Source organism: Thiomicrorhabdus immobilis (assembly GCF_021654855.1).
GTDB classification, from domain to species: Bacteria; Pseudomonadota; Gammaproteobacteria; order Thiomicrospirales; family Thiomicrospiraceae; genus Thiomicrorhabdus; species Thiomicrorhabdus immobilis.
In genome coordinates this window covers 65,999-84,863 of the sequence record NZ_AP024202.1, presented here as the reverse complement: position 1 = coordinate 84,863, position 18,865 = coordinate 65,999, and the positions used below count along the sequence as shown (strand labels likewise).

Sequence of the window (18,865 nt, the reverse complement as noted above, 5' to 3'; positions counted from 1 at the left end):
ATATACAAGGTTAAAAATGGATGTTATCCAAGCTTTAGAAGAAGCCTTAAACAAAAACTGTATCCTTTCAAGCGAAGAAGCTTGCCGACCCTATGAGTGTGATGGGCTTTCCGCCTATCGTCAAAAACCTTTAGCGGTTGCTCTGCCTGAAGATGTTGAACAGGTTAAGCAAGTGCTCAGAATCTGCAAAGCTCATAATACCCCGGTGATTACCCGCGGTTCTGGTACCGGATTGGCCGGCGGCACCTTGCCTTTAGAGAACAGCGTAATTCTTGGCTTATCAAAACTCAACAAAATTCTGCAAATAGATCCTTTACAAAGAACCGCCATCGTCCAACCAGGTGTGCGCAATATCCAGGTTTCCGACGCAGCGGCCAAATATGGGCTTTATTATGCGCCCGATCCCTCTTCACAGGTGGCCTGCTCGATAGGCGGCAACGTGGCCGAAAATTCCGGTGGCGTGCACTGTTTAAAATATGGTTTAACGGTGCATAATGTCACCTCATTGACCGTATTGGATATGGACGGCGAGATTATCCGGTTTGATGAAAAAGACGATGGCATCGACTTATTAGCCCTGCTGAACGGTTCAGAAGGACTGTTGGGGGTGATTGTCGAAATCAAACTCAAGCTCATCCCCAAACCCGAAGCCGCCCAGTTGGTCATGGCCGCCTTCAACTCCGTTAAAGCCTGCGCCGATGCGGTGACCAGCGTTTTAAAACAAGGGATTGTACCGGCCGGTTTGGAGATGATGGATAAGTTCTCTATCCAAGCGGCTGAAGATTTTGCCAAGGTGGGTTACCCGGTTGAAGCCGCCGCCTTGTTATTGTGTGAAGTGGATGGCAGTCACGACCAAGTGAAAGTGGATGCGCAGCGTGTCGCGGATATTCTCACCCAAAACGGCGCTTATGAAATCCGCGTATCGCAAAATGAGAAAGAGCGTATTGAACTCTGGCAAGGGCGCAAAAACGCCTTTCCTGCCGTGGGTCGTTACTCCCCTGATTACTACTGCATGGATGGCACCATTCCTCGAAGCAAGTTGGCGTATGTGTTGGATGAAATCGACAAGCTGTCGGAAAAATATGGTTTAAAAGTGGCCAATGTCTTTCACGCCGGTGACGGTAACTTGCACCCGTTGATTCTGTACGATGCAAACAAACCCGGAGAGTTGGAAGAGACCGAGAAATTTGGCCAGGAGATTCTCAAACTCTGCGTGGATGTCGGTGGCACTATCACCGGCGAGCATGGTGTCGGTGTCGAAAAGCTCGACTCCATGTGCCATCAGTACCCGCAAGCGGAATTAGAGATTTTTCACGGCATCAAAAATGTGTTTGATAGCTCGGGCTTGCTTAATCCAGGTAAAGCCATTCCAACCCTGCATCGCTGTGCCGAACTCGGCCACATGCACGTGCATAATAATCAATTACCTCACCCTGAGTTGGAGCGTTTTTAATGTCGATGCAAAGCTCAATTTCGCATTATTCTGATCAAATCAAACAAGCTGTAGTGGATAAACAACTGCTACAGATTGCCGGTAATCAAAGCAAAGTACCTCTATATGAAGATGCACAACTGCTGTCGATTGCCGACCATACCGGTATTGTCAGTTACGACCCCGCCGAATTGGTGGTCACCGTCAAAGCCGGAACAAAACTCTCTGATTTAAGCGCCGCCTTAGCGGAAAACAACCAAATGCTCGGGTTTGAACCACCTGAATATGGCGATTCCACCATCGGTGGTACTTACGCTTGCGCCTTAACAGGGCCATCACGCCCTTTTAGAGGCGGATTACGTGACTTTGTTTTAGGCACACAACTGATTGATGGCCAAGGCCGTGAAATGCGCTTTGGCGGTAAAATGCTCAAAAACGTCGCCGGCTATGACGTGTCACGTATGTTATGCGGCTCAAAAGGCTCGCTTGCACTGGTCACCGAGTTGAGTTTGAAAGTTTTACCTCTATTGGAAGAACAAACCTACAGTATTCCGATGCCCGAAGGTGAAGCGATTCTATTGATGAATAAAATGCAAGGCACCTCTTTGCCGCTGACCGGCTGCGCCTATTTTGAAGGCAAATTCTATTACCGTGTTGCCGGCGAACACCCTACCCAAGACAATCGTGTGGAAGTGACCGCCTGTTCCAATGATGTGTGGAAAACCCTCAATCCTTTCCAGCCTAAGTTGGCGGAAGGGGAAAAACTATGGCGTTTGGATGTGGAAAGCACCAACCCCGCCATTGAAAACACCATTGCCGTTGGAATGGGCGGGACACGTCGCTGGGTGGCCAGTAAAAACAAGCCGAATCACCCTTATGTGACCCTTTGGCAATCGCGTTTTGCACCACGTAATAACGATAAACCGTGTGTTCAGCGTATTAAAGCTGGTTTAAAAGACGTGTTTGACCCACATCATATCTTTAAAGATTTATAACCCAAGCCTCTAGTCGAAATTTATTTATGCAGACCCAACTACCAAAAGACCTATTAGCGACCGAAACCGGTCAAACCGCCGATAAAATTTTACGCTCATGTGTACATTGCGGTTTTTGTCTCTCCGCCTGTCCAACCTACGGGCTGTTAGGCGATGAACTCGACTCGCCACGTGGACGCATCTATCTGATTAAAAGTGTCTTAGAGGGGAATGAAGTCACCCAAGACACCTTGAGCCATCTTGATCGCTGCTTGACCTGCCGTTCTTGTGAAACCACCTGTCCTTCTGGCGTGGAATATGGACATCTTTTGGATATCGGCCGCGAGATGGCGGAAGAGAAAAGCGCTCGCAACCCTCTGCAACGCTTGATTCGCTATGGCGTACGTAAAAGTTTAACCACCCCGTGGTTTTTTAACTTGGTCATCAAAGCCATGCCGTTTCTACGCCACTCGACCGCCGTGCAGTTCACGGTTGACGAATTAGCCTTACAGCAAAAACTGCAAGACCAGCAAGAAGCGCTTAAATCCAGTGTTCTGTTGATTTCAGGCTGCGTGCAACCTGCTTTAGCGCCTAATATCAACCAGGCTAGTATCAAGGTTTTAAACCGTTTGGGGTTAAATGTATTGGAAACCCCGCAAGAACAATGTTGCGGAGCGGTTGACCACCACCTTTCAGGTAATGCGGACGCCATCGCCAAAATCAAAACCAATATTGATGCTTGGACGGCTTATTTGAACCAAGGGGTCAAGGCGATTATCTCCAACGCTAGCGGCTGTGGTGTGATGGTCAAAGACTACCCGCATTTAATGCGTGAAGACGCCGAATACGCCAAAAAAGCCAAACGAATCGCGGAACATACCTTTGATATTGCCGAGTTTTTAAGCAAGCAAGATTTGTCTATCTTCACCCACTACAAAAACCAAAAGGTCACCTTCCACTCACCCTGTACTTTACAGCACGGTCAGAAGTTACCAGGCCTGGTGGAAGATATCTTACGCCGTTTAGGTTATCGAATCAGTCACGTCAACGATGCGCACTTATGTTGCGGATCAGCGGGAACCTATTCGATTTTTCAGCCCAAACTCTCTAAACAACTGCGTAAAAATAAGCTGACGAACTTATTGGATTCCAATCCTAAAATCATCGTTACCGCTAATATCGGTTGCTTGATGCATTTGCAGAAAGGCACTGAAGTACCGGTGAAACACTGGATTGAACTGCTTTCAACCCACTCTTAAGTTACCAGGGATCGTTGCTCATTTTAAAGTGGCGGTCTTGAATATAAATATTAAATATAAACATCATAAATAGATGTAAACCAACCGCACTGCCTTCGCTATAAACTACATAGCATTAAATTACGAGGAAAGCTTTGCACCAGTCAAAACGACCGCAAGGCTTTTATCCAGTAAGCGCGGCTACAAAACGAAAGGAAGCTCGATAATGTCTGACATTGAAATTGCACAAAATGCCAAGATGAAACCCATCATTAACCTAGCAGAGGAAAAATTCGGGATTCCAGCTGAGCATTTGGATCCATACGGTCACTATAAAGCCAAACTTTCATTAGAGTATGTCGATAGCCTCTCCCACCAGCACAATGGCGAAGGTAAATTGATTTTGGTTACCGCCATCAGCCCGACTCCTGCAGGGGAAGGTAAAACCACCACCACCGTTGGCTTGGGCGATGCTTTAAATCGTATCGGTAAAAAAACCATTATGTGTCTGCGTGAGCCTTCTTTGGGCCCTTGTTTCGGCATGAAAGGCGGAGCGGCTGGTGGCGGTTACGCACAGGTGGTTCCAATGGAAGACATCAACCTCCACTTCACCGGTGATTTCCACGCCATTGGTGTCGCGCACAACCTGCTTTCTGCGATGATTGACAACCACATCAATCACGGCAACGCTTTGGATATCGACCCGCGCCGCATCAAATGGAAACGAGTGGTCGATATGAACGACCGTGCACTTCGTAACATCACCATCGGGCAAGGTGGCCCAGCAAACGGTTATCTGCGTGAAGATGGTTACGATATCGTAGTGGCATCAGAAGTCATGGCGATTCTTTGTCTAGCGACCAACCGCGCCGATTTAAAAGAGCGTTTGGGGCGCATTATCATCGGTTATAAAACCGACCGTGTCACTCCGGTCTATGCCAGTGACTTAAAAGCACATGGTGCTATGGCGGCGCTTTTGAAAGATGCCATTAAACCGAATATTGTGCAAACATTAGAAAACAATATCGCCATCGTTCACGGTGGCCCATTTGCCAATATCGCCCACGGTTGTAACTCGGTTACCGCAACCCAAACGGCCTTAAAACTGGCCGATTATGCCGTTACCGAAGCGGGATTTGGAGCGGATTTAGGTGCTGAGAAGTTCTTAAACATCAAATGTCGTTCGGCCAAATTAGCCCCATCAGCGGTGGTCATTGTTGCCACAGTACGTGCTTTAAAATTCCACGGAGGGGTTGAGCGTGACCATCTAAACCAAGAGAACTTAGAAGCGCTGGAAAACGGTTTCGAGAACCTAGAACGCCACCTCTATAACGTCACCGAAAACTTCAAACTTCCTGCGGTGGTTTGTGTCAACCACTTCACCTATGACTCGGATGACGAAACCGCTTTACTGGTTAAGAAAGTGGAAGCGTTAGGTGTGAAATGCATTATCTCCAAACACTGGGCCGAAGGTGGTGCGGGAGCGGAAGAACTTGCCCATGCCGTGGTAGAGATTGCAGAAAGTCGTGAGCCTGGTTTTGAATATCTTTACGATACCGACATGCCTTTATGGGACAAGATTGAAACCATCGCCACAAGAATGTATGGTGCAAAATCCATTAGCGCGAGTGCGAAAGTCAAGGCCGAAATTGCCCGTATCCAACCTCAGTATGGCAATTTACCGATTTGTATGGCAAAAACGCAGATGTCATTCTCAACCGATCCTACGGCAAAAGGTGCTCCAAGTGGCCATATTGTTGAAATCAGCGATATCAAACTGGAAAACGGTGCCGGTTTTATTGTGGCGATTGCCGGCGATATGATGACCATGCCAGGATTGCCTAAAGTACCTACTGCTGAACGCATTGATATTGATGATGCCGGAGTGATTACTGGATTGTTCTAAGCCTGTTTCGATTATGGTCTTAATGACTCAAACAGCAATTAAAATTCATTAAACCGCATTAAAAAGCATTATCTTTTATCAACCATCATAAACTGACCAGGCCTGGTCAGTTTACTTTGAAGGGCTTTTAGCCCTTTTTTTGTTTCTAAATCTTGTTATCTCGTCAATCCCATCAAATGACTTAGTTAGCGAATTAAATCACTGTTAAAATCATAGCGATTAATCTTCCTTCTAAAGGTCATAAATTAAATTCATCTTACTTCTCATAAAGTTAAGTTAACAAATGGCACTTTGCTTGCTATGCTAGTTTTAATTTTTTTAAAAGCTAACATTCATTAGTACAAAATTACTACTGATTACACGAAATAGGATTGTGATTATGCGCAACAATCAACCCGTTACCCAAAGAGCTCACCGACTTAAACCGGATACTCTACTTGTCTCTCATACAGATTTAAAAGGTACGATCATCTATGCCAACGAAGCTTTTGTCGAAGCGAGTGGTTTCACTTATGAAGAGTTAATGGGGCAACCGCACAATCTATTACGTCACCCGGATGTGCCGGAGCAAGTCTTTGCTGATTTTTGGGACACTATTCAAGCCGGGCGTCCGTGGCATCAAATTGTTAAAAACCGTCGTAAAAACGGCGACCACTACTGGGTTGAAGCGAATGCCACACCAATAATCGAAAACAATCAAATCACTGGCTATATGAGTGTGCGTACCCCTGCGTCGGATGCACAAATTCAAGCGGCAGAAGCGGCTTACCAGGCGGTTGCGGATAAAAAAATCAAACTCCGTCACGGTGAAGTCGATACTTTTTGGCGTCGTTTCAACCCTCTTGCGCACTGGCCACCATTGGTGACATTAATTCCGGCAACGTTGTTGGCGATCAGTACAGAAATATACTCATTGATTTATGGGTACCGCCCTGGATTTTTAAACGATGCTGTCATTTTTTTAACACTACTTTCCACGATCCATGTCATCTACTACTTAAAACGTATCAATGATTCGATTCGCGCGGTGGATGAAATCGCCAATGAAAACCTCAATGGCCAGATCAATACTCATGGTTCAAATACCTCAGGAACCATTAATCGACGCATTAAAACCTTGCAGATTCGACTAGGTGCGCAAAAGAATGATGTCATCACCACGGCAAGACGCTCTACCCGTTTAGAGGCGGGATTAGACAACCTGAACACCAATATTATGTTGGCCGACCAAACCGGTACCATCACTTACTTCAACGACTCTTTAAAGTCCTATTTAAAAGAGTTGGAGCCGAAGATTCAGGAAGAGATTCCAGATTTCAATCTGAATAATTTATTGGGTAAAAGTGTGGCGTGTTTATTTGAGAAAAACCCGCATATTATGGAAAAACTGATTTCCATGAAAGAGGCCGAAACCTTTAAGTTCGAGTTTTTTGGTGCACAATTACAACTTCTTTTAACCCCTATTGCTGATGCCAAAGGTCATCCACTTGGTGTGGTAATTGAATGGCAGGATATTTTCCAAGAAAAATTTGTACAGGACAGCATTGCTAAACTGGTTGATGATGCCTGTCATGGTCGCCTTCACTCACGTGTCGACACCGAACAACTTGATGGGTTTTATAAAACCTTAGCGGATGATATCAATACACTGATGAATAGTTTACAAACCACCTTAAAAGAAATCTCAAGTTTAATTGGCGGCTTATCTACTAAAGATTTAACCGTTCAGCCAGAAAATCAACATACAGGACAATATGGCTGGACAATTAAAAATTTAGTCGCTGGGATTGAGTCACTAAAAGCTTCATTTTGCAGAGTAAATAACCAAGCAACCGAAGTGACCCAGTCGGCAGAACACGTTTCTAAAAGTAACAAAGACCTGGCTGAATCCATTAAACAGCAGGGGCACCAACTTCATGCCACCTCTTCGGCCATGCGTTTGCTGACTGAAAAAGTCAATGAAACCGCACAGCAGGCAAACACTTCTAATGAGCTCGCACTGCAGACTCAAAAAAATGTCGAACAAGGTAATCAAAGCATGAATGAAACGATTCAGGCCATGCATGAGATTAATCAAGTCAGTGAGCAAATTACCGGAATTGTCACCTTAATTGATAGTATCGCCTTCCAAACCAACCTGTTGGCACTCAATGCCGCGGTTGAAGCCGCTAGAGCCGGTGAACACGGCCGAGGTTTTGCCGTGGTCGCCGGTGAAGTGCGAAACCTAGCGCAAAAATCAGCCGAGGCCGCTAAAGACATCAAAGGCTTGATTGAAACGACCGCACGAAAAATTAGCGATGGAACGGAAAAGGTACAAAACACCGGACAGTCTTTACAAGAGATTATCCAACAAGTTCACCAAATGTCTGAAAACATCTCAGGCATTGCCAATAATGCCCAATCGCAGTCCAGTCAAATCGATGAAGTAAACGACACCATTCAAAAGCTAAACCAAGCCGCCGAACACAATGCGACCCTGGTCATGGAAAACTCATCACTGGCCGATTATTTAAGCGATGTTGCGGATAATATGGATCAACTGGTCGGTGCGTTTGAACTAGGCGACTGTACAGAAGCACATTCCAAAGAATCGGGTAAAAACAGCAATTCAGAGTTGGTTCTAGTAGTAGATGACAATATCTCTAACTTGAAAGTGGCGACCATGTTCCTTAAAAAGGCCGGTTATGAAACCAAAACCGCCGCGAATGGTAGAGAGGCGATTTTACAATGTGGCCGCTATAAACCGAATGCGATTTTAATGGATATTGAAATGCCGGGAATGGATGGTCTACAAGCCACTAAAGAGCTTAGAAGCAAAGGTTATAACAAGCCAATCCTGGCTTATACCGGGCACTCTGATAATTATTTAGCCATCATTGAACAGGCGGGTATGAATGACATCGTCAAAAAACCGCTTAATCTTGATGATATGGTCACTAAACTCAGTAACCACAATGTAAAACCGAATCTGCATAACTCAGAGAATATCGTTGCCACTCGTAACAAAATCATTGAAAAATCAGCCATCGCCAAACAATATTCAGAGATGATTCAAGCGCACATGGGATGGAAACAAAAAATCCGTAAATTTATCGATGGTGCCGATATCGGCGTTACCTATGAGGTGGCTATCGACCACACCGCTTGTGCTTTAGGTAAATGGTATTACCAGGGTGGTGGACAGCAACTTATGCATCTACCTTTAATGAAACAGCTTGGTGATGAGCATATGGAGATGCACCAGCAGATTAAAATCATTATGGATGCTTTCCAAGTGGATGATTACGAAACTTTGGAAACTTCTATGTCAAAAATGGACCAACAAAGTGATAAGGTGGTCGCCCTGTTAAATCAACTGATCGACCATGAAGGCAGTCATGCTTAACGGACGGCTGGTTTAACATCATCCATCTCCACAACCTCTAAACTTAAGCATGAATCCTGACAATAGGATTGATGCTTAATCGAATTCGCAATTTTTAAATTTCATTCAGTATAATGCTTGGATTGTTTTTAAAAAACGATGATTTATCAAGGCTTACGGATATTCTAACGGCCTTTATCAAGTCAATATTTCAGGTTAGAGGATGATTTTGTGTCAGAAACAGTTCAATCCCAGTTGTCAGAGCGATTCCAGGCTTTAAAAACCCATATCAATCAACACATCATTGGTCAAACCCACTTAACCGAGCGCCTATTGCTTGCGCTGTTATCGGATGGACATTTACTGGTCGAAGGTCCACCAGGCCTGGCAAAAACCAAAGCGATCAAAGTGTTATCTGACATGCTGGAAGGGACTTTTCACCGCATCCAGTTCACCCCCGATTTATTACCTTCTGACATTACCGGCACCGATATTTACCGTCCAGAAACAGGCGAATTTGTCTTTCAATCCGGCCCCATCTTCCACAACCTGATTCTTGCCGATGAAATAAACCGTGCGCCAGCTAAAGTACAGGCGGCTTTGCTTGAGGCAATGGGTGAAGGCCAAGTCAGTATCGGTAAACGTAGTTTGCCAATGGAAAAACTGTTTATGGTCATGGCGACCCAAAACCCGCTTGAACAAGAGGGAACCTACCCCCTCCCGGAAGCGCAGCTTGATCGTTTCATGATGCACGTTAACGTCGATTACCCAGATGCACAAAGCGAGCACAAGATTTTAGAGCTGGTTGAAAACGAAGCACGCCAAGCCAACCAAAAACCGGTTTTCAATGCATTGACCCAAGCGGACCTATTCGCCGCGCGTGACGCGATTCTCGATTTACACATGGCAGAATCCATCAAAACCTATATTGTTGAATTGGTCATGGCAACCCGCCAACCACAGCGTTATAGCGAAGCGTTAGACAATAGCATCAGTGTCGGCGTCAGCCCTCGTGCTACCATCGCTCTATCGCGTTGTGCACGTAGCCACGCCTGGTTAAGCGGCAAGAACTTTGTCAGCCCTGATGATGTTCAAGCCGTGATCCATGATGTCTTCCGTCATCGCTTGATTTTAGGTTTTGAAGCTGAAGCTCAAGGGGTGACAGCAGACGACATCATCGACCAAATCCTCAATTTTGTTCCTGTGACTTGATTTTGGGTTACCGGTCATTAGCGTGATGAAGTTTACTCAAATGGTCAAAAATCAAAATACCAAAGTTTTTGCTTATGTCTGATCAATCAACCCAATCCGACTCCCTCTACAGTGAACTGGCTGAGTTGGTCGCTTTTCGGTTTCACGTGAAACAAAAAAAGCTCAATCACCAGCAGAACCTCTTAGCGGCCAATAGCGGTGACCATCTGGCAATCCGTAAAGGCCGGGGAATGACCTTTAGCGAAGTACGCCAATATCAGCCTGGCGATGATATTCGCCATATTGACTGGCGAGTCACCGCCCGTACCCAAAAAACCCACACCAAAGTCTTTGTGGAAGAGCATGAACGCCCTACTCTGTTAATCACCGAGCAGACACCGCACCTGTTTTTTGGCTCCAAAGTGCGCTTAAAAACCGCTCAAGCGTTGAATGTTGCCGCTATTTTGGCGTGGGTCTCACTGACCCATAACGAGCGAGTAGGCGGCATCACCTTCAACCACTTGCATAGCCAATGGATTCCCCCTAAAAGAAGCCCAAATACCGTATTACAGCTATTGCAAAAAGGCATAGAACTGCAACAGCAGATTAAGCGCCCGATGGCACCGGATAGCCAGGTCTGGGTAGAAACCTTGCAACAGCTTTTGAAAGTCAATAAACCCGGTAACCAGGTATTTTTAATTGGCGATATGATGCAACTGGCAAGCCATGCCAGCGCACAACTGTATAAACTCAAACACAATACCGATATCACGGCGATTCATATCTATGACAAACTGGAACGAGAGCTACCTAAATTGGGTTGGTTGAGCATGACCCAAAATCTATCGAGCGACAAACTGGTTAAATTGGATAGCTTTAGGGCGAAAACACGCCACTCTTACCATACGCTTTACCAGGAACAGTGGCATGCAACCCGGGAGGTGTTTTCCAAATTGAATATTCCATTGATTGAAATTGGCACACATCAAGAACCGCTGATGACACTAATACAGCAAAAATTGATTCAGTAGTTGGTAACCCTCCATGCAAACAAATAACCCCTTACTAGAACAACTTAAAGACATTCAACTACCGGACCCCATAGGTTGGTGGCCTTTGGCGTTTAGCTGGTGGATTTTACTGTTCAGTATTGTTGCGATCATAGCCGGCGCCATCTGGTATTACCTCGATTTAAGACGCCGCAATATCTACCGACGTTCGGCCTTGAAGCAGATAGACGCCATCTTATTAAAAGCCGATAGCGGCGATACCCATAAAATCTCTGAGATTAACGCCATTTTGAAACGGGTTGCGGTTACCGCTTACGGACGCTCAAGTACTGCGGCGTTATATGACCAGGCCTGGTTGGATTTTTTATCTGCTACAGCAAGCTATATTCCGCAACCAGAAAACCTGCTAGAAATCTTAAAATTGGCCTATCAACCTGAACATGCTGATAGCACTGAGCCTAACCCAATACAACTTTCATCTGTACAAGCCGTTGAGATTTGGCAGGACTACGCCAAAAAATGGATTAAAGGACACCACCAATAATGCATTTAGGAAACCTTCTAGAAACGCTCGCCAATCTAAGCTTTGTTTGGCCTTGGATGCTTGCATTCTTGCCTTTACCTTGGATTATTCGGCGCACCATCAAACCGCTACATAAACAACATTCGCCGTTGCTCGCTCCGCAAATCATTGCACGTATTGAGGACCAACTACCTACCGAAAACTTGATTGAAGCCAGCCAGACGACAAAACGTATTCCGTTGCTGGCCATATTGCTGTGGCTGAGTTTGATTGTTGCCGCCACCCGTCCGGTTCTTTATTTGGATACCACCCCCTTTCAGGCCAGTGGTAAAGAGATTATCCTGGCGGTGGATTTATCCGGCAGCATGCAAAAAGCGGATATGTATTTAAAAGGTGATGAGGTAAACCGTTTAGTGGCGGTAAAATCGGTGGTATCGGAATTCATCAACCGCCGCCAGGGTGACCGAATGGGGTTAATCGTCTTTGGCACCCAAGCCTTTTTACAAAGCCCGCTGACTTACGACCTGAAAACCGTTAACACCCTGCTTGATGAAGCGGAAATAGGTATGGCCGGCAATAACACCGCCATTGGTGATGCCATCGGTCTAACCCTGAAACACCTTTACGAAACCAACAGCGGCCATAATGCCGTGCTGATTTTACTTACCGATGGTTCCAATACCGCAGGCAATGTAAATCCTTTGGATGCGGCTCAGAAAGCCCAACAAATGGGATTGAAAATCTATACCGTCGGTGTCGGCCGAGTAAAAAGCCGTACCGGTCTCGATATCTTCATGACCAATAAATCCGATATGGATATCGATACCTTGACCAAAATTTCAGACCAAACCGGCGGCCAGTTCTTCTTGGCGAATGACACCGAACAACTCGCCCAGATTTACCAGCACATCAATCAACTGGAATCGGTGGAACATGAGATATTCAGCTACCGACTACGTACCGAGTTTTATCCATGGCCACTGTCGTTGGCTTTTCTTTTAAGCCTGTTGCTGGCATGGTCACAACTTAGAAAGGTGGGTGCTTAATGGAAGTATTGAACAGCATTCACTTTTTACGCCCTTGGTGGTTTTTGGCGCTTCTACCCATTGCTTGGATTATTTTACGTGCCTGGCAAGCCAATCGTAAACAAGGCGCATGGCACAAGGTCATTGACCCTAAATTCCGTAGTTTATTGCTTGGTGAGAATAGCAGTACAGAACCTTCCTTCAATGAAAAAATGGGATACATCGGTTTGAGCATCGCTTGGATTTTTGCCATTCTGGCGCTATCCGGCCCGTGGATCAAGTCGATTGAGGTTCCGGCTCAAAAAAACCAACAAGGTGTGGTGATCGTATTGGATTTGTCGCTCTCCATGTTGGCCGACGACCTAAGCCCCAACCGTATCTCTCGTGTCAAATACAAAATAACCGACTTGCTCAAACAGCATCCCGAATATGCCACCGGCATGGTCGCTTATGCCGGTTCTGCACATACCATAAGCCCGATTTCAGAAGACAACAAAACCCTGTTAGGCCTGCTACCCAGCCTTAATCCGGTGATGATGCCCAATTACGGTGCTAAACCGATTTTGGGCTTTGAACAGGCCTCTAAACTCTTCAAAGGTGCGAATATCACCCAAGGCCACATTCTGTGGATTACGGATGATATTGAGGAGGATGAAATCACCCAGGTCAGCGACTGGGTCAAATCCCACTCTTATAGCATGACCGTAATGACTGTCGGCACCGATACCGGTGGCGTTGTCCAAATACCTAACTATGGCTTGTTGAAAGACAATGAAAATAAGCTGATTATGCCTAAGCTACCGATACAACGTTTTGAAAAACTCAGCCAAGAAACCAACATCAAATGGGTAAGGTTGATTCCCGGTGAGCAGGATGTGCAAGCGTTACTGCCTCCCAAACTGGCAAGCACGGAAGATAGTGCCGATGACCAGCACAAAAAAGAGGTAAAACACCCTCTAGATATCGGTGCTTATTTCTTGTTTATTATTATTCCACTGGTGGCTTTTATTTTCAGACGCGGTACTTTACTGAGCTTAACCTTAATCGTGGTCACCCCCGCCTCCTTATTCACCCCTCAACCGAGTTATGCGAAAGAGTGGCTCTCTGAATTGCCGGCCTTATCATCAATGTTCAAATCGCCCGATCAACAGGGTTACGATGCCTGGGAGGAGAAAAAATATGAAGCGGCCAGTGCCTTGTTTGAAAACGCCCAATGGCGTGCCAGTGCACTCTACCGCCAGGGAAAATATGCTGAAGCGGCTAAACTGTTTGCTTTGGATAAATCCCCGGTTGGTCACTACAATCAAGGGAATGCTTTGGCACTTTCTGGAAACCTACAAGAGGCAGCAAAAGCCTATGAAAAAGCCCTGCAGCTTGACCCTGATTTTAAGGAAGCGCAGAGTAATCTAGCCGTGGTGAACAACTTGTTGAACCAACAATCACCTCAAAATAACGGGCAAAACCAGCAAGGTCAACAAAATGAAAAAGCTGACAACACCCAAGACAAACAACCTGGCGAACCACAAAAAAACACCGTTTCGGACAAACAAAACCAACAATCCTCCCCCTCTTACAATACGGGAAACAACCAGGAAAACGCCTCCAAACAACAAAATACAGACCAAGCTTCGCAGTCCGAGCAGGGTAAAAAGGATGTGAACTCCGAGCCATCAATGAATGGCAAGAACAGCAATCAACCCAACGGTAATGGCAAAGCCGACAATAACCTTTCAAAGGATAATCAAGACGGCAAAAAGCATAATCAGGCAACTCAAGCCAATCACTCAAATACCGCTGACAATGATTTAAACCAGCCGGCGCTGGCGGAAGATGGTCAATCTTCAAATCAGGATGAGAACCACACGGATCAGTCCGCTAAAGAACAGAAAAATGCCGCGCCTTCTAAGTTAAATTCTGATTCTCCAAACAACCCGGATCAGCAATCCGTCAATGCAGATGGTACCGGAAATCAGCCTAAATTGACTGAAGACGAACAGGCCAGACAGAACTGGTTGAAGCAGATTCCGGATCAACCAGGCCTGTTCTTAAAACGTAAGTTTGAATATCAATTTCAACAAAATCCGCGTAACGATAAACCAGCAGAAAAACAGTGGTAGCCATCATGACACAGCACCTTTTACCCCTTCGAAGTCACGCCAAATTCCGTAAATCAACAGGCCTATTGTTGACGCTACTGTTTTTATTGTTGCTGATGCTCGGCTCCAATCGGGTTTTGGCCGATTCCATTACCGTGGAAACCGACCGCCAAAACGTCGAAATGGGCGATATCATCACCTTAGCGATTGAAACCGATTTTCAAACAACCGACAGCAAGTTGGATTTAAGCCTTTTAGAACAACAGTTCGATGTCTTGAATAAACAGCAGAGCAACCAAATCTCAATCGTTAACGGTCACTATAACTCTCATACCATTTGGCGAATCCAAATCTTACCAAAACAAGCTGGAAAACTGGTCATACCCCCTTTTGAAATCAACGGCGTCAAAAGCCAACCTTACCCGATTACGGTTAAGGTGGCTCAATACACCGATGCGAATAGACCTTACTTCCTAGAGGCTGAAGTAGATAAGAGCCAGGTTTATGTACAAGAACAGCTGATTTACACTTTACGTTTTTACCATAAGGGTAGTTTGATTAGCGGCAATATCCGCCCACCCAAATTCGACAGTGCGCTGGTTGAATCGCTAAAAGAGCAATCCGTATATGGCAAAACCATCAACGGTCAGCAATACACCGTCTATGAATGGCAATATGCGCTATTTCCGCAATCAAGCGGCGAGCTCAAAGTTTCCGGCCCCTCTTTTACCGGTATTCTGCATCTAAAGGGTAAACAGAAAGGGGTGCAATCCATCGCAAAAGATACCTTAATACAGGTTCGACCTGCCGTTAAGGGAGAGGCGGCTTACTGGTTGCCTGCCACCTCATTATCTCTTAGCCAACAATGGCAAAACCTTCCGGATAAAATTCGGGTCGGCGATAGTTTACGCCGGATTATCACTTTGGAAGTGGATGGCTTGAAAGATAGCCAATTACCTAACATGACCTCTCATAATGGCGATCACTATAAGGTGTATGCCGATGAAGCGGTCAACAAACAAACCCTATCGGAAAAAGGGGTGCACAGTAGCAAACTAATATCTCAGGCGATTGTACCGACCCAAGCTGGAACCTTGACACTACCGGATGAAAAAATCACCTGGTGGAACACGGCAACCAACCGCTTTGAAACCCGTGTTTTGAAAAGCAAGCCATTGACCATTCTGCCGGCAGAGCCAACAGCTACATCCGCTGTTCATCCTGAATCCCAGATTGGCACTCAATCGGCTGACCAAGCAGATAACAAAACGCTGAAAAACCCTGTTGAAAATCCGCTCAATGGCCAGCAAGAGGACACATACAACCCAGCGGTTGATAACCAAAAACAAGCTAAAAATAGCCAAGCTACCAGCCCATTCTGGGTTTGGATTATTGCTGGTTTGTTTATCGTCTTATGGCTCATTACCCTCTGGCTGTTGTTACACACACGTAAACAACTCAGCTTGATAAAACAGGCTGGTGACAGCTTGCATGATGCTAAAGAAAATGCGGTAACGGCTTCCGTTCTGAAAAATAAATGGTGCGACATGCCGCCAACCGAGTTCTACAAAGATTTATTAAGACAGCTACATGATGACATCAATATCAAAAACGTCGATTCGATTCCAAATGAACCGCTAAAGAAGGCCATCTTCCAACTTGAAGCGCACCTTTTTGCCGGAGAACAACTCAATGACGATACCAAACAAATCATCTGTGACAATTGGGCATCCCTTTTCAGCGAACCGCATGAAAAACTCAAAAACAAAGGTGAGTTAAGCGAGTTATATAACAATAAATAACCGCGTTGTACAAAACGACCAGGCCTGGTCGTTTTCCAGCAATAAAAAAGGCGTTCAATTGAACGCCTTTCTGTTTTGAGTCAAAGCTCAATTAGAGTTAACTTTTAAAATGCCTTTCCGCAATTTTTTGAACTTCTGGATAATTGGTTTTTCCGGTTCCTAACACAGGAACTTTTTCGACCAGGATAACGGTTTTAGGAATCATCAATTCTGAAACCAGAGCGGCTTTAGCGGCATCTGTGACCGTTTGACGACTTAGGGTGACATCATCTGTCACCAACACCAATTGCTCGCCTTTACGTTCATCTGGCACGGCCACCACCACATGGTGACCTTCAGGGCTTGCTTGGTTGATGTAGTTTTCAACGGCGGTTAAAGAAACCATCTCGCCACCTATCTTAGCAAAACGTTTTGCACGACCTTTAATCCAGACGTAGCCGTCTTTATCGACATCGACGATATCACCGGTATCATGCCAACCGTCAAGCGGTGGTTGCAAAACGCCCGGTTGATTCGGCATAAGGTAACCCAGCATGATATTTGGCCCTTTCACATATAGACGGCCGCCCTCTTCGATACCGGGTACCGGTTCTAGGCGATATTCAACACCCGGAACGAATTGACCCACCGAACCATGCTTGAAAGCGGTTGGAATATTCACCGCCAAAACCGGCGTGGTTTCAGTAACCCCATACCCCTCAAAAATAGGCTGATGGTACTTATTGGCATACATCTCACGAGTTTCAGGACGTAAACGTTCCGCACCGGCAATTAAGGCGCGGATGCTATAAAAATCGAAACTATCGGCTTTACGTGCATAACCGCTAAAGAAAGTATCGGTTCCGAACACATAATGTGAATTGGTTTGATAAACCATCTCCGGTACGATTCCATAATGCACCGGTGACGGATACATGAACAGCTTAGCCCCTTTTAAAAGCGGCCAAAGCATGCCTGCGGTCAATCCAAAACAGTGGAAGGTGGGCAAAGCGTTAAAAATCTTTTCGGTTGGCAAAAGGTTCAGCATCGCATTGATTTGTTCGATATTGCTTACCAGGTTGTTGTGCGATAGCACTACCCCTTTTGGCACCCCTTCCGAGCCTGAGGTAAACAAGACAACCGCTTCATTTTCAGCCGCTATTTTGTAACCAGGCAAACTTTTGGTAGAAGTTACCAGGCCTGCCAACTTATCAAATAAAGCGATTTGTTCACGAACCTCTTCCAGATAAATGAATCTTACTTTTTCAGAAAGAGCGTCTACCAAAGGTTGGATTTCAAAAGCTTCAACGAACTTTTTAGAGGTCACGATGGTTTGCACTTCAGCCGTTTCACAGGCCGACTGAATCGCCCCTTGTCCAGCCGTAAAGTTAATCATTGCCGGTACATAACCATAAGCCTGTAACGCAAAAAAGCTAACCGGCATACCAGACACGTTGGGTAACATCAAACCAACCCGTTTTTCATCTTTCAGCTGGTTTTGCAACGCTTTACCCAAAATAACCGCTGCTTGAGAGATTTTTTTGAGGCTTAATTGCGCGTGATTAATGTCTTCGACCACGATTTCTTTCGATTGATAAGTCTCTCTCGCATCTATCAATTTGGCAAAAATGGATTGTGGGGTAACCGAGCCATAGAAACTGGCATCACGCAATAAGTTGAACACCAACCTCTTGTAATGCTTGTGCTTTTTAGTGCCTTTAATGGCCGAATCTAATTTAATCTGGGTACTTGGCTGAATGCTAAGGGTGATTTTAGGGAACCATAGACGCTTTATAAAAGCGAATCTAGTGCCGTCCAAGTAAGAAAAACGACTGTAAATCGCCCCGCCAATATGGACGGGTAAAACAGCCGCGTTAGTTTTATCGGCAACCAAACCGGTACCTTCATAGACCTTCATCAAGGCACCCGTGGTGGTAATCCTTCCTTCAGGAAAAATCATACATTGACGGCCTTTTTTAAGCTCGTCAATCATATGTTTGGCGGCATAAGGGCTATGGATATCCACCGTAAAGAAATGGCTCATAGAAAGCAGAAAACGTTCATGCCATTTTTTGGTGTGGGATTTATCGACCATAAAAGTCGTTTCACCAGGGAGAAACAGGTCCAATAAAGGGCCGTCGAGCAATGAAACGTGGTTGGCGATTATCAAAACCGGTCGTTCACCCTCTATCGCATTACGATAATGCTCTAAGCCACTTACCTCAACACGGTAGACTAATTTAAATAATCCCTTAACGACAAGTTTAAATAACCACTTCATCCAAAACCCTATTCTTTATCCATTTTCCGCGCGGATTAAGTGAA

The 18,865-nt window shown here is 45.5% G+C and carries 12 protein-coding genes; 11 read left to right on the top strand and 1 reads right to left on the bottom strand.

Features of this window, described 5'->3' with window-relative positions; all coding sequences use genetic code 11:
- The first annotated feature begins 16 nt into the window (after positions 1–16).
- The 11 genes from L6421_RS00355 to L6421_RS00305 all read left to right on the top strand — a co-directional run bounded on the left by L6421_RS00355 (position 17) and on the right by L6421_RS00305 (position 16,561).
- A complete protein-coding gene (locus L6421_RS00355; RefSeq protein ID WP_237261991.1) occupies positions 17–1,453 on the top strand; it encodes an FAD-linked oxidase C-terminal domain-containing protein in 1,437 nt (478 codons plus the stop codon).
- Complete coding sequence (locus tag L6421_RS00350) at positions 1,453–2,427, top strand: FAD-binding protein (RefSeq protein ID WP_237261990.1); 975 nt, start codon at positions 1,453–1,455, stop codon at positions 2,425–2,427. Before L6421_RS00355 ends, L6421_RS00350 begins: the two co-directional genes overlap by 1 nt.
- A 26-nt stretch (positions 2,428–2,453) precedes the next feature.
- A complete protein-coding gene (glcF, locus tag L6421_RS00345; protein WP_237261989.1) occupies positions 2,454–3,665 on the top strand; it encodes a glycolate oxidase subunit GlcF in 1,212 nt (403 codons plus the stop codon).
- A 205-nt stretch (positions 3,666–3,870) separates the two neighbouring features.
- Positions 3,871–5,550 carry a formate--tetrahydrofolate ligase gene (locus L6421_RS00340; protein WP_237261988.1) on the top strand — a complete coding sequence of 560 codons (1,680 nt, stop codon included), beginning with the start codon at positions 3,871–3,873 and terminating at the stop codon, positions 5,548–5,550.
- Between the two features lie 379 nt (positions 5,551–5,929).
- Positions 5,930–8,935 (top strand): methyl-accepting chemotaxis protein, encoded by a 3,006-nt coding sequence (locus L6421_RS00335; RefSeq protein WP_237261987.1) that lies wholly within the window; start codon positions 5,930–5,932, stop codon positions 8,933–8,935.
- Between the two features lie 210 nt (positions 8,936–9,145).
- On the top strand, positions 9,146–10,126 hold the full coding sequence (locus tag L6421_RS00330) for an AAA family ATPase (protein ID WP_237261986.1): 981 nt from the start codon (positions 9,146–9,148) through the stop codon (positions 10,124–10,126).
- Between the two features lie 74 nt (positions 10,127–10,200).
- Positions 10,201–11,136: a DUF58 domain-containing protein gene (locus L6421_RS00325; protein WP_237261985.1), complete on the top strand. Its 936-nt coding sequence runs from the start codon at positions 10,201–10,203 to the stop codon at positions 11,134–11,136.
- 13 nt (positions 11,137–11,149) lie between these two features.
- Entirely contained in the window at positions 11,150–11,659 is a 510-nt protein-coding gene (locus tag L6421_RS00320) for a DUF4381 domain-containing protein (protein WP_237261984.1), read from the top strand.
- Entirely contained in the window at positions 11,659–12,684 is a 1,026-nt protein-coding gene (locus L6421_RS00315; RefSeq protein WP_237261983.1) for a VWA domain-containing protein, read from the top strand. Before L6421_RS00320 ends, L6421_RS00315 begins: the two co-directional genes overlap by 1 nt.
- Entirely contained in the window at positions 12,684–14,780 is a 2,097-nt protein-coding gene (locus L6421_RS00310) for a VWA domain-containing protein (RefSeq protein WP_237261982.1), read from the top strand. Before L6421_RS00315 ends, L6421_RS00310 begins: the two co-directional genes overlap by 1 nt.
- 5 nt (positions 14,781–14,785) lie before the next feature.
- Positions 14,786–16,561, top strand: a complete 1,776-nt coding sequence (locus L6421_RS00305; protein ID WP_237261981.1) for a BatD family protein — start codon at positions 14,786–14,788, stop codon at positions 16,559–16,561.
- Between the two features lie 97 nt (positions 16,562–16,658).
- Here L6421_RS00305 and L6421_RS00300 read toward each other — a convergent pair whose 3' ends face one another.
- Positions 16,659–18,821: an AMP-binding protein gene (locus tag L6421_RS00300; protein ID WP_237261980.1), complete on the bottom strand. Its 2,163-nt coding sequence runs from the start codon at positions 18,819–18,821 to the stop codon at positions 16,659–16,661.
- Between the last annotated feature and the right edge of the window lie 44 nt (positions 18,822–18,865).

Excerpts from the sequence above, each read along its gene's own strand:
- L6421_RS00315 (WP_237261983.1), top strand. The coding sequence starts at position 11,659 with ATGCATTTAGGAAACCTTCTAGAAACGCTCGCCAATCTAAGCTTTGTT.
- L6421_RS00325 (WP_237261985.1), top strand. The coding sequence starts at position 10,201 with ATGTCTGATCAATCAACCCAATCCGACTCCCTCTACAGTGAACTGGCT.
- glcF (WP_237261989.1), top strand. The coding sequence starts at position 2,454 with ATGCAGACCCAACTACCAAAAGACCTATTAGCGACCGAAACCGGTCAA.
- L6421_RS00350 (WP_237261990.1), top strand. The coding sequence starts at position 1,453 with ATGTCGATGCAAAGCTCAATTTCGCATTATTCTGATCAAATCAAACAA.
- L6421_RS00320 (WP_237261984.1), top strand. The coding sequence starts at position 11,150 with ATGCAAACAAATAACCCCTTACTAGAACAACTTAAAGACATTCAACTA.
- L6421_RS00335 (WP_237261987.1), top strand. The coding sequence starts at position 5,930 with ATGCGCAACAATCAACCCGTTACCCAAAGAGCTCACCGACTTAAACCG.
- L6421_RS00305 (WP_237261981.1), top strand. The coding sequence starts at position 14,786 with ATGACACAGCACCTTTTACCCCTTCGAAGTCACGCCAAATTCCGTAAA.
- L6421_RS00300 (WP_237261980.1), bottom strand. The coding sequence starts at position 18,821 with ATGAAGTGGTTATTTAAACTTGTCGTTAAGGGATTATTTAAATTAGTC.
- L6421_RS00310 (WP_237261982.1), top strand. The coding sequence starts at position 12,684 with ATGGAAGTATTGAACAGCATTCACTTTTTACGCCCTTGGTGGTTTTTG.
- L6421_RS00340 (WP_237261988.1), top strand. The coding sequence starts at position 3,871 with ATGTCTGACATTGAAATTGCACAAAATGCCAAGATGAAACCCATCATT.
- L6421_RS00355 (WP_237261991.1), top strand. The coding sequence starts at position 17 with ATGGATGTTATCCAAGCTTTAGAAGAAGCCTTAAACAAAAACTGTATC.